The organism is Nostoc flagelliforme FACHB-838 (genome assembly GCF_014698065.1).
Taxonomy (GTDB): Bacteria; Cyanobacteriota; Cyanobacteriia; order Cyanobacteriales; family Nostocaceae; genus Nostoc; species Nostoc flagelliforme_B.
Window position 1 is genome coordinate 1 of the sequence record NZ_JACJSI010000190.1, and the last position, 11,620, is coordinate 11,620.

Below are 11,620 nucleotides of genomic sequence, written 5' to 3' on the forward strand. Positions count from 1 at the left end.
ATTCTGGGGATTCATCTACAACGCTTTGGCATTCACCTGGAATCCGAATATCTCGAAGCGATCGCAGCTAATACCGCGAAGTTTTCAGGAGCAGAACTGGAAACCCTTGCTTCGGAAGCTGCTCTGCTGGCATTCGATGAGGGTAGACCACAGCAGGTAACGCTTGCTGACCTCGAAACCTGTCGTCAAACCATTACCCCACTTGCAATTCAGGATGCGGCGGCGGTTGAAAAAATGCAAGTATGGGCATCCACCGCACGACGAGCTAGTAGTCCTGTGGTTGCAGCGAAAACTCAGTCTTTGCGTGCTGCTAAGTTTCGCAATATGAACTGATGAGAAAGCGATTGTCTCCTGATTCTATGGGGGCGATCGCAATCACTAAAATACAAGAATCCTTACAAAGCAAGAAAAATATGAGCAGACTTAACATTCATGAATATTTAGCTAGACATCAGGCAGAATTTCCTAATAGTAAAATACATCATGAATTGCCAATGCCTACAAACTCAATATCTGTAGTTTCTGATCCTGAAAACTGGCATTGCTACCCACAGAATGTAGTACGAATATATTTAACAAATTACGACGAAAACCATTTAATTGGGATTGGCGATTTCAAGCATCCTACAATCTGTACAAAATTATTTAGTTCTTTAGATGATGCTTGTAGTTTTATAGCTAATCATCCTAGCGAAATTTCAAGAGAGTGGCTTGATCAGAACGGATTTGACTTTTTAGATACCCCAGTTTCAAAACCTTATCGTATCTAGTAAAAAATTAATTTGATAATCACGAAAAGTTGGCGATCTCTACTTGAAGGGTTGTAGCGATCGCCTTCAATGTATCTATCTCAGATGAAGCAATGCCTAATAGTCAGCGAGTATTGGAGTTCAAAAACATGGAAATTTATCTAGTCTTTGTTGATGCTATCCAGAACAGTAATAAATTCTGGTCTGCCAAAGTCGAAGATGGTAATTTAACAGTGCAGTGGGGCATAGTCGGTTATCAAGCGCAAACCAAAGTTCACCAATTAGTCAGTTATCAAAGAGCCGTTAGCAAATTCAACAATTTGGTAGCAGAAAAAAAAGCCAAAGGTTATAGCGAAAGCCAGCCAGAGATTGATGCTAGCCGCAGTGTTGCAGACATTAGACGAGCTATTCAATTGTTGAATATTCTCCGTCCGGCTGTTGCTCTCCATAATTTTGGTGATACCTACATATCTGCTCTTAATGAATATCTGAAAATCGTCCCAACACCTTTGGGGATGCAGATAAATTATCACAGAGTTTACCGCACAGTAGCAGATATTGACTATCAGCAAGAATTACTCAATTCTTTGTTAACGATACCTGCACCACAAGTTGCTACGGTGGCTGTTGGTCATGCCCCTGAAGCAACAACAGAACCCAAGGTAATCAGCCTCAAGACTATCAGCAAGAACTTCTGGCGACATTTGTAATTTTAAAAGCCCGGATGTAAGCTTTTGATAAAAATAGGAGCAAAAAAAATGTCTAACACAGCAACACTACATTACGATTATTCATCTGAAGAGGACGAAGAATTAAGTTGGTTGTGGATAGCAGAAATGAAAGAGCCAGGACTACCTGAACCTTATTGCTATTCACTGCTTTTTAGCGCCGAAGGAACTCATGCAGCAGTGTTAATTAAAAATTTTCAGCCTTTATCTGGAGATGAGGCACAAGAGTATGCCAAGCAATTAGCTTTTGGCTAAATAAAAAAAATAGAAGTTAAATATCCCCCAGTGCAGTATGTGCTGGGGGATATTTCTAACTGACTTTTAGCTTAATTACTTGTTTGTCCTCTGGGTTTATTCGTATGACATCGCCTACTTTAAGCCATTGCATTTTCAAAGTCATCGCTAAATTATCTATCGTCAGCGCTATGTTGTTCGGCATCAGTGCGTTGGGCTATTGGAGATTAGGAATCGTTGAAGCTAACATAATCCCGACGATAGAAGATAGATACGATTGGCAAACCCAAAAGCATATTTGTTTCGGTTGGATGCTGTTTACTTTTTCTAGCTTTCTTGGGAGTGCTTCTTTTGGTGGCGAGTTTAAGTAATCAGATTCATCAGGCAGAAATCCGGGTAGTAGTAAGTATACAATGAAGACTCTGATTTAGTAACTAACCATGCCTAGTTGAGAATTGGTGCAAGAATATACGGACTTTTGCTTATAAATCTACTTGTAGAAATTGCTCAAGCCTGCCCAGGTCGTCCAATTCATACAGGTCATCACAACCACCAATAGGTCGATCGTTGACAAAAATTTGAGGTACGGAATATCGACCGTTGGCACGCTCTGCCATAGCAGAGCGTGCTATCTTATCTCCATCAATGCTGTATTCAATAAACTCAACGCCTTTTTCTTTTAATAAAGCTTTGGCTTGACGGCAGTATGAGCAACTTTTACTCGTATAAATTTCAACTTTGGTAGTCATATATCCTCAACAAATTGATTGAATGAACAGTAATTGAACTTGTTGGAACTGTTGTATTTATTAGCAAAACAGTTCTATTAAATTAGGATTACTTGTAAACAGGACTGCTCGAAAATACTACTGTTTTACAAACTGTTATACAGTGCCGATGCTTGCGGTTAGCACGCTTGTCGCATTATGCGCTACTGGGCGTTGTTGAACGCAATCAAATATCTAACAAGCGTTTTAATCTCAACGCAACTTAAGCTGTTTCCTCTAAATATTTGTGAGCAAAAGTCACAGCCATCGCACCTTCGCCAACGGCTGAAGCCACACGCTTTACAGAACCGTGCCGGACATCACCCGCAGCAAAGGAACCTGGAACACTCGTTTCTAGGAAAAAAGGATCGCGTTCTAGAGTCCAGCACTGAGGTGAACGACCATCTTTAAGTAAGTCTGAGCCAGTAATTAAATAACCTGAGCGATCGCGGATAATATTAGTATCTTTTGCCCATTCAGTATTTGGCGCACCACCAATGCAAACAAATAGTCGCCCCGTATCGATTTGCTGCACTCCTCCGTCACTACAATTAGTAATTTCAATTTGCCGCAGCGATGTATCGCCAATTAACTTAGTAACTTGAGATTGAAACAGCACCTCAATATTGCTAGTATTTGTAATCCGGTTAATTAGATAATGCGACAAGGTTGCTGCCAAATTATTGCCGCGCACTAAAATTGTTACTTTCCGTGCATAGCGAGAGAAATACATAGCGGCTTGACCTGCGGAGTTACCGCCACCAACGATAAAAACGTGTTCATCTTGACACATTGGTGCTTCGCTTGCACCCGCACCGTAGAACAATCCGACTTTTAAAAATTGGTCTTCGTTGGGCAAATTCAGCCGCCGATATTCTACACCAGTTGCACAAATATTTGCTCGTGCGATCATTTTGCTGCCATCTGCCATATCTGTATAGATCCGATTATTCTTAAATTCCGATTTTATTCCCTCACGTAATAGTAGAAGCTCTATGCCAAACTTAACAGCCTGCTGCCGCGCGCGTTCGGCTAAATTAGCACCGCTAATTCCTTCAGGAAAGCCCATGTAGTTCTCAATTAGAGAACTCATGCCAGCTTGCCCTCCCACAGCATGACGCTCAACTAAAACTGTACGCAAACCCTCGGAAGCAGCATAAACCGCAGCGCTTAACCCCGCCGGACCTGCACCATAAATTGATACATCGTATTCTTTAAATTTTGGTTGCGTTACCCACCCCAAATGTTGAGCAATTTCGTGAATGGTGGGAGCAAATAACTGTGTTTTATCAGGCAATTCAACCACTGGCAATCGAACGTTGCTTAGAGATGGCAATCCCAGTTCTCTGTTGCAATCAGCATCACAAGTGAGTGCAACCCAATCAAATTCAACAACAGTACGGTTAAGAAAATCGCGAATTTCATAGGCTTGTGCTGAGTCTGGTTGACCGTAAAGCCGTACTTTCTTTTGATTTACTTGGGAAGAATCCAAATTTTTTAGTTGAGTCATTTCAGTTTCCTGGGATTATCTTTTCTAAACTATAAGCTTGTTTGTTGAACTACTCTTGAATGTAGTAGATAGATGAGAGCGCCTTGTGCGAACAAGTAGCAAAATTTTTAGGATAACTAGGTTTTTAAGCTATTTCACTATAGAGTTAGGAGGGCGACTCGTTGAGCGAATACGCTACTGTTTATCTAACTAACGCGAAAATTTACGCCTGATATCGTAGATACTGCAATTAATGCAGGTACTTTCAGCACTTTAGTAATGGCTATTACTACTGCTGGTCTTGATACAGCACTTAAGGGCACAGGACCATTTACCGTCTTTGCACCAACCGATGAGGCTTTTTCAAAGCTGCCATCAGGAACTGTTGAGTCACTATTAGAAGATGTCATTCAATTAAGAAAGGTATTAGAGTACCATGTCGTATCTGGCAAAGTAATGGCAGCCGATGTAGTGAAACTTGAATCAGCAACTACAACAGAAGGTTCAACGGTGAAAATTGATGCCTCCAATGGTGTCAAGGTAAATGAAGCTACAGTTGTTACACCAGATGTCGAAGCAGATAATGGCGTGATTCATATTATTGATACAGTGCTAATTCCTCGATAGGCACTGGGAACAAGTCTGTCTGGTTGCTTCAGACTTGTTCCATCAATTGCTTGTCAATAATTCCTGGCAGAAGATAAAACGAGGGAATGAGCGCGTAAAGTAGGATGCTCAAGTTGATGCTAATAAAAGCCAAACCTGCGGCAACAAGATAAGAAATTGGATAGTTAAGAGTCCAAATAGTTGCTTTTTGAACAACTTTTTGGTGAATGAGTTTTTCAGTCTTGATGTAGCGACGGACAACATAAAACCAGAGCGCGTTGTAAGCAAATCCAGTAATTGCTAACGAAAGCCCATAAAAAACAACGACGGGTAACGATGCTCCATACTCACCAATAAGCGCCGTAGAATAAGGGATAAAAGCAACGCACATCAATAATAGTAAATTGATTACTAAGATAGGGCGATCGACTCTTTTGATAAAATGAAAGAGCGCGTGATGATTAATCCAAATTACGCCAATCACAATAAAACTGGTGGCATAACTTAGAACGTGGGGTAATACTTGGAGAAGTTTGGTAATTGCTTCAGAGGAGGTTGCTTGCGATAGGTCAGGTACTTTAATTTCAATCACAAGTAAAGTTACAGCGATCGCAAATACACCGTCACTAAATGCTTCAAAACGGTTCAAACTCATCAACGGAACTTGTTTTGTATTCTCCGATTGCAGCATTTTAGTTTCCTGAAGTAGTTTAAATAAAGCTTGGAAGATTCTCTCATGGTTTCTAACCTATTACTCTATGCTTTTTGTTGCAGAGTATCTAAATTTTCACCAAATCGACTTGTGCCATAACTAAACTGAGAGCGTTCGCCCATTTGCTGACCGGATGCCATAAGTTGTCTGCCATAAGCTAATTGACTTGGCTGCCAAGCTGGCAGAGCTTTAGTAACATTGTGGTTGTACTTAACTAGGGCATCTGCTAGAGAAATCGCATTTGCCGCCGCTTTTGCGGTACTTGCTGCCGTATGGGGACGGGGAATAAAGGCAGCATCGCCAACTAGCGCCACCCGTCCAAAGGTCATTTGTGGCACTCCCAAATCCAAAATTGCTTGAACAAACGGCGCTTGGGTTGCGGCAACAAGTTTCTGAAATGGAGGAGCGAGTAAGGTATTGGCATAAAAACGCATCTCTTGCTCAACGGATGGTGCGATCGTTCCGGGTGGAATAGAATAATCTCGACGTTTGCCATCCTTGTCTGTCAAAATGCGAGGTAGTTCTGTTGTTTCATCGTAATTAACATACCAAACCCAGTTAAAACGGCGTTCTCCAGGCACTAAAGATTCGCGCTCACCAGGAATTACATATTGAAGGATGTGAGAGTTTGGGAATTGATAAAATACAAATCGCTCTGTAAACAAAGCAGCCGCCTCTGATTCTAGTTCATTTTCATTGACTAATCCCCGATAGGCAACATATCCAGCATAACGATAATGAGCATCTGGTAGAAAGTGTTGCCGTACAGTCGAATTTGGACCATCTGCACCAATCAATAAATCTGCCGTATCATCAGTTCCATCTGCAAAGATTGCTGTAACCTGTTCGCCGTTTTGCTGAATATCAGTTAAGTATTTCCCGTAATGATAATGCTTCGAGGGAAAATGCCGACGCATAGAACTATAAAGCAAATTCCAAGAGGTCAGCATTTGACGCATCGGCATTGGTTGGTCAATATTGCCATCGGAGTTTAGATAATAACGTTCGTGCGCTACTACACCCAGCGATTGAGTAGAGATACCCGCGCGTTGGAATGCTTCAACAACATCGCTTTGCAGTACAATGCCACCACCGCGACTATCAAGATTGTGATCGGAGCGTTCGTAAATATCTACATCCCAACCAATAGAGCGCAATATGATTCCGGTAAATAAACCGCCAAGCGATCCACCAATAACAATTGCCCGATTGCCTGTTGCTTTTATAGTCATTGAACCTCCTGTATCTTGTTATGCGACTTCTAGTTCATTCACTGCAATTTGCAAAGCTGCTAAAAAAACATCAACACTCTGTGCGCCAACAATCGTTTCTCGACCAATTTTGATTGACGGTACACCCCGTATATTTCGGCTTGCTGCTTGCTCCTCTAATGCTTTTACTTCCTCAACACCTTCAGTAGAATTTAGAAATGCTCTAACTTTGTCAGCGTCTAACCCAACTTCCTTAGCAAGTTTAGCTAGGGTTTCGACATTGGTAATATCTTGTCCTTGCGTAAAGTAAGCGTTCAAAATTCGCTCAACCATTTCCGTCACTTTGCCTTCCTGCTCGGCAAACCAACTCAAGCGATGAGCCTTTAGAGTATTTGGAGTAACCTGCATTAAGTCATAGCGAAATTCAATGCCGTCACCTATAGCTGCCTGCATTGTTTGAGCATCTAATGCTTGTGAATATTCCCAACTACCAAATTTGTTAGAACGATAGGTTTTACGATCTATGCCTGCTTCTGGCATAGTTGGGTTTAACTCAAACGGATACCAAAGGCGTTTAATCTCAATAGGAGTTTTTAGTTGCTCAATTGCTCGATTGAGTCTTTTATCTACTACTAAACACCAAGGACAGATAAAGTCTGAAGTGATTTCAATTGTTAAGGTCACGGGTTTCTTTCCATTAATTCCTGACCTTTTAACGATAACTCTATTCATAAAGAATGATAATATAGCTACTACGCTTAAGACCTTTGCGTTTGATGCAACGATGAAAATCTAGGAAAGTCGATGGATCAGTTTGCAGCGATGCGTGCTTTCGTCAAAGTGGTAGAAACTGACGGATTTTCTGAAGCTGCACGACAAATGCAGATGGCAGTTTCTTCCGTGACTCGTCAGGTAAATGCTCTAGAAGAAATGCTTAACACCCAATTACTCAACCGCTCAACTCGCAGCGTTACCCTGACAGCGCAAGGACGTAAATATTACGATAAGGCAGTTCGTATTCTGCAAGATGTGGAGGAAGCGAACTTGTGTGTGATGGAGCAGGATATTCCACGCGGATTATTGAAAGTTAATATACCAGTTGCCTTTGGAAGACTGCATATCGCACCTATCGTCAATGATTTTCTGATTCAGTATCCAGAAGTAACGTTAGATTTGAGATTAAGCGATGGATTGTCTAATCTAGTGGAAGAAGAGTTAGACATTGTAATTCGCATCGGAAACCTCGACAGGTCTGGGGCAAATCTAATTTTGCATAAAATTGCCTCGTATACACGCCTCGTCTGCGGCAGTTCAACGTATTTTCAACAGCATGGTAAACCGAAACATCCAGACGATTTAGTACATCACAACTGTCTATTGTTTACCTATTTCATGGGGTACGATATCTGGCGGTTCAAACGAGACACTGAATTTTGTGAGGTTAAAGTGAGTGGTTCCTTAATATCAAATAATTCTGAGGTACTCCGCCAAGTTTGTTTGGATGGTACGGGTTTGATTTTGATGCCAACTTGGTTAATTGGTGAAGACATCCGCAAAGGAAGTTTGCAAGCGGTACTGAGTGATTTTCAAGTGTATCCCCAAATCAGTGTAGATATGGGCATTTATGCGCTTTATTTGCCAAATCGGAGAAATTCGCTGCGGGTCAAAACCTTCATCGATTTTTTAATTAAACAATTTGGTAATCCGCCTTACTGGGAAGAAACCACGCTTTGAACTGGGTTATGTGTAGCGACCTGCAATGCTAATCGCTCAAACCTGCAATCTATGACATTTACAATACTCAAGCTGCAAAAGTCTCGCTCCAATTGATCAGCCATTTACCAAAACAACCCATTGAGTTGTGGGCTGACCCCGATTTGTTGCGGCAAGCTGTTGAAAACTTGCTTAACAACGCCTGCAAATACACTCCGTCTGCTGGAACTGTCTAGTTACGCTTAGAACCTCACCCAGATCGGGTAATAATTCAGGTCATCAATACTGGAATTGGAATTCCAGAGGCAGATTTACCTTACATTTTCAATCGCTCCTACCGAGTTGATACAGAACGGGCAATAGAAAGCGGCGGATTTGGTTTGGGATTGGCGATCGCTCAACAAATTGTCCAAGCTCATGGCGGTCGCATTCATGTGATGAGCAATAATGTTACGAAAATCTGTCAGAAGTGTCAGAAGATTTAAAATTATAATTCATTTACAGGTTTCAATAATTTGATACCACTTACATCATCTCTCCAATCTCCACTGCCTCACCCAAGGAGTGTATATATGACTCCCTGTAATATCGCCAGCACATGGACAAGAATTCATCCAATTTAACAACGGCAAGGAAATTTTGGTAGAGACGGCATGGCGTTGGGAGTGGGAACGGTTGCTGAAATATGCTAGTAGTTTAAGTGCAATCGCTCAAAGGGTTGTCGTAAACATTGCATGAAACCACAACATGAATGGTAATCGCTACCGATTCCAATCAGCCAGCAACCCATCCATACAAGCAATTCCCCACTGCGGATATTTCACCAATAGTTTTTTAACGACAATCTGCAAAGCAGGGTCATCACTCCAACACTCTTGCAAGAAGTCAAAACCCGGATTCTGCCCCGAATTCGCCGCTCGATTCAGTTTTTCCCTTCTTACAGGTCGCATATTTGACCGCGCAACAATCGCCTCACGCGACCATTTTTCAGTGACGGGTGCGACGGAACTTTCACCTGACTTGCTCTAGGAGATCAATAATATCTTTCTGCAAGTCCTGTATATTCGGCTTCAGTACCTCAGAAATCATCTATTCTTACTCCGCATCTAGTAAAGTACACTTATGCCAAGTCTGCCTTAGTAAAAACATAAGAACCTCAGTAACAATACGGCTTAGTTTATTACTTATCTATTTCAACTAAACAATTTCTCCTCAACCCACATAATTCTCTGCTCCAAGAACTTAGCTAACACCTTAGCACCCCATCCACAATCGCAATCCCCCACTGTGGAAACTTCACCAGCAATTTCTTGATCGCTATTTGCAAAGCAGGGTCATCATTCCAACACTCTTGCAAAAAGTCAAAACCCGGATTTTCCCCTGAATTCGCCACTCGATTCAGTTTTTCCCTTCTTACAGGTCGCATATTTGACCTCGCTACAATCGCCTCACGCGACCATTTTTCAGGATTTGGCACGGGCGCGGCGGAACTTTCACCCTCATCAACTATTTTGACTTCTCCACCCGAAACTGAATTTTCAACTAACAACGTAGCAGAATAACGCTGTTCTATCTGCCCCTGAGTTTGATTAGCGATGGCAACGAGAACACCGCAGGCATCGCTAATCAATGGTTTTCTCCAAGGCTTGCTTGACTGCTTAGTCAGCTACTGTCCAAAAACCATCTGTCAAATTATTTAAATATTTAGTATTTATTATTGCACCTAAGACCGAGGGAATTACAGAATTAGGTTTCTAAACTGATACTTGTATTTTTGTAAAGTTATTGCAATCAAATTTCCTCATGACAAGCAAAACAGAAAACCAAAGCAAGCACAGTGCAAATAATCAAGAAGCTACTAACAAAGCATCTCAAACAAATGGAGCAGATGCAAAAATCAATGGTGATTGGCAGCAAAAGCTAGAAGAATTACAATCTACTCTAAGTGGAGATTTGTCTACATTATCAAGTGAAGATGCTACCAGCTTAATTGATGAATGGTATAACTTCTTGCACAAGGCTAAAGAACCAGAAGCCAAAGAAATTGCTAATCAATTAAAACAACTTAAACAGCATCTCAAGAGCAATAAGGCTACCGGACATGAAATTAGCGAAGTGCTGATAGAAATCGGTGAGCAAACAGCTAACTTTGCATCTGATGCAGAAAAAGAGATTAGAACTCCTGTGCGGAGATTGGGCAAACAATTAACTAAAGTCGGGAACTCTTTAGCTAAAGCTGAAGAGCATGAAGAGATTGAAGAAATCGACTCTGTGATCGAAACTTTGGAAGAAGATTTAACTCAAGTCGAAACTGACGTAGCATTAGGCTCTGTTGACAAATGGTACAATTTGCTACATAAATCAGATAGCGAAAGCTTGCAAGAGATTGCTAATGGGTTGAAACAACTTAAACAAGTCTTAAAGCACAAAAATCCTAAACCATCCGACATTAGCCCTATCTTAGAAAAGCTAGGAGAACAGACAACTACTGTAGGACAAGAAGCCAAAAGAGGCTTTAAAGGCCCGCTTCAGAGACTAGGTAAGTTATTATCCAGAACTGGTAAATCTTTAGCCAGTTAAAGTTGAAAAATTTCTGCCCAATCAGTTACGGGTTTTCTGATTGGGTAGAGAAGTCTGATCTTTTATAGCGCTATGCAATAAATAGTATTCTTCCCCTCAAACTTCTGCCCACACCTGCCCTCTGACTCTGATTTTAGTTGAGCTTTCCCCATTCATACTGCTATAGGCGATCGCACAGTTTCAAGATGAGCCAGTGGCAAAAATAACCTTATTTTTTTAGTTCGCTTCCACTCTCAGATAAAATTGTGTAGCTACAAACTTAGTATCTCTCTTGATTGGATCTACGTTTTCTACTACCTCAGTTTTACCTACAGCAATCAAACCTTTACCAAAAATTTCGCTTGTTGCTGCGTCAAGTTGTTTTTGTGTTGCACTCGTTTGACTCAAATCGATTGACGAAACTTGAGAAATCTTCGGCTTATTTAGAACCAGATTATCTGTGGAGAAGCAAGGAGTTGTGATACAACGAATGTCATTGTCTTTTAGTGCCATAAAAGTACCTTTTGCTGGGACATTTGTCGCGGCATAGAAAGCTTATTTTACTCTCAAATTCCCAAACTCACCGAATCGAGGAAATGTTACTGGAACGATATTACCTCTGAGAATCACACGGCTACCGTCATCATTTTGAATTTTTACCAGTTGGGAAGGTGGGACTTTCAGGGAACTCCAATCAATTGCAGACACATAACATTCGGAGCGAAAAACACCATCTAAGAGGATGTTTTAAAAGTAGGGTAATGTTGTAAGAAAGCTCACAAAGCTTATGCTGAGATTTGTAGAAACCAGCACCTTGTGAGCAAATGACTAAAGCATACCGTAGCAATTTGA

General features: G+C 41.2%; 14 protein-coding genes and 3 pseudogenes. 9 read left to right on the forward strand and 8 right to left on the reverse strand.

Translation table 11 applies throughout. The features are described from left to right. The 5 genes and pseudogenes from H6G97_RS36445 to H6G97_RS36465 all read left to right on the forward strand — a co-directional run. A pseudogene (locus H6G97_RS36445) lies at positions 1-333 on the forward strand (ATP-binding protein); the annotation flags it as partial. Positions 334-344: 11 nt separating this feature from the next. Next, positions 345-770 carry a hypothetical protein gene (locus H6G97_RS36450; protein ID WP_190945518.1) on the forward strand — a complete coding sequence of 142 codons (426 nt, stop codon included), beginning with the start codon at positions 345-347 and terminating at the stop codon, positions 768-770. A 128-nt stretch (positions 771-898) separates the two neighbouring features. Further along, entirely contained in the window at positions 899-1,459 is a 561-nt protein-coding gene (locus H6G97_RS36455) for a WGR domain-containing protein (RefSeq protein ID WP_190945520.1), read from the forward strand. A gap of 48 nt (positions 1,460-1,507) precedes the next feature. After that, positions 1,508-1,732, forward strand: coding sequence for a hypothetical protein (locus tag H6G97_RS36460; RefSeq protein WP_190945522.1), 225 nt, complete (start codon positions 1,508-1,510; stop codon positions 1,730-1,732). Between the two features lie 104 nt (positions 1,733-1,836). After that, on the forward strand, positions 1,837-2,082 hold the full coding sequence (locus H6G97_RS36465; protein ID WP_190945524.1) for a hypothetical protein: 246 nt from the start codon (positions 1,837-1,839) through the stop codon (positions 2,080-2,082). A 111-nt stretch (positions 2,083-2,193) separates the two neighbouring features. Here H6G97_RS36465 and grxC read toward each other — a convergent pair whose 3' ends face one another. Continuing rightward, positions 2,194-2,460 carry a glutaredoxin 3 gene (grxC, locus tag H6G97_RS36470; RefSeq protein WP_190945526.1) on the reverse strand — a complete coding sequence of 89 codons (267 nt, stop codon included), beginning with the start codon at positions 2,458-2,460 and terminating at the stop codon, positions 2,194-2,196. A gap of 241 nt (positions 2,461-2,701) precedes the next feature. Beyond that, entirely contained in the window at positions 2,702-3,988 is a 1,287-nt protein-coding gene (locus tag H6G97_RS36475) for an NAD(P)/FAD-dependent oxidoreductase (protein ID WP_190945528.1), read from the reverse strand. 213 nt (positions 3,989-4,201) lie between these two features. Here H6G97_RS36475 and H6G97_RS36480 point away from each other — a divergent pair, with 213 nt between their 5' ends. Next, entirely contained in the window at positions 4,202-4,594 is a 393-nt protein-coding gene (locus H6G97_RS36480) for a fasciclin domain-containing protein (RefSeq protein WP_190945542.1), read from the forward strand. A 28-nt stretch (positions 4,595-4,622) separates the two neighbouring features. On the opposite strand, the gene H6G97_RS36485 is transcribed toward H6G97_RS36480, so the two are convergent. The 3 genes from H6G97_RS36485 to H6G97_RS36495 form a co-directional block, all read right to left on the reverse strand. After that, positions 4,623-5,264 (reverse strand): TMEM175 family protein, encoded by a 642-nt coding sequence (locus H6G97_RS36485; protein ID WP_190945530.1) that lies wholly within the window; start codon positions 5,262-5,264, stop codon positions 4,623-4,625. Positions 5,265-5,329: 65 nt separating this feature from the next. Next, positions 5,330-6,517: an FAD binding domain-containing protein gene (locus H6G97_RS36490; RefSeq protein WP_190945532.1), complete on the reverse strand. Its 1,188-nt coding sequence runs from the start codon at positions 6,515-6,517 to the stop codon at positions 5,330-5,332. 18 nt (positions 6,518-6,535) lie between these two features. Beyond that, positions 6,536-7,180 (reverse strand): DsbA family protein, encoded by a 645-nt coding sequence (locus tag H6G97_RS36495; protein ID WP_190945534.1) that lies wholly within the window; start codon positions 7,178-7,180, stop codon positions 6,536-6,538. 120 nt (positions 7,181-7,300) lie between these two features. On the opposite strand from H6G97_RS36495, the gene H6G97_RS36500 reads away from it, so the two are divergent. Both H6G97_RS36500 and H6G97_RS36505 read left to right on the forward strand, forming a co-directional pair. Further along, a complete protein-coding gene (locus H6G97_RS36500; RefSeq protein WP_190945536.1) occupies positions 7,301-8,230 on the forward strand; it encodes a LysR family transcriptional regulator in 930 nt (309 codons plus the stop codon). 230 nt (positions 8,231-8,460) lie between these two features. Then, positions 8,461-8,694 (forward strand): annotated as a pseudogene (locus tag H6G97_RS36505) (ATP-binding protein); the annotation flags it as partial. A 276-nt stretch (positions 8,695-8,970) separates the two neighbouring features. Here the strand turns inward: H6G97_RS36505 and H6G97_RS36510 are convergent. Both H6G97_RS36510 and H6G97_RS53495 read right to left on the reverse strand, forming a co-directional pair. After that, entirely contained in the window at positions 8,971-9,159 is a 189-nt protein-coding gene (locus H6G97_RS36510) for a hypothetical protein (RefSeq protein ID WP_190945538.1), read from the reverse strand. A 296-nt stretch (positions 9,160-9,455) separates the two neighbouring features. Further along, entirely contained in the window at positions 9,456-9,839 is a 384-nt protein-coding gene (locus tag H6G97_RS53495; protein WP_242055769.1) for a hypothetical protein, read from the reverse strand. Between the two features lie 173 nt (positions 9,840-10,012). On the opposite strand from H6G97_RS53495, the gene H6G97_RS36520 reads away from it, so the two are divergent. Next, the gene (locus H6G97_RS36520; protein WP_190945540.1) at positions 10,013-10,789 is read left to right on the forward strand and encodes a hypothetical protein; all 777 of its coding nucleotides are present in this window, start codon (positions 10,013-10,015) and stop codon (positions 10,787-10,789) included. A gap of 216 nt (positions 10,790-11,005) precedes the next feature. Here H6G97_RS36520 and H6G97_RS55585 read toward each other — a convergent pair. After that, positions 11,006-11,512: pseudogene (locus tag H6G97_RS55585) on the reverse strand (DUF6748 domain-containing protein). Positions 11,513-11,620: the final 108 nt, after the last annotated feature.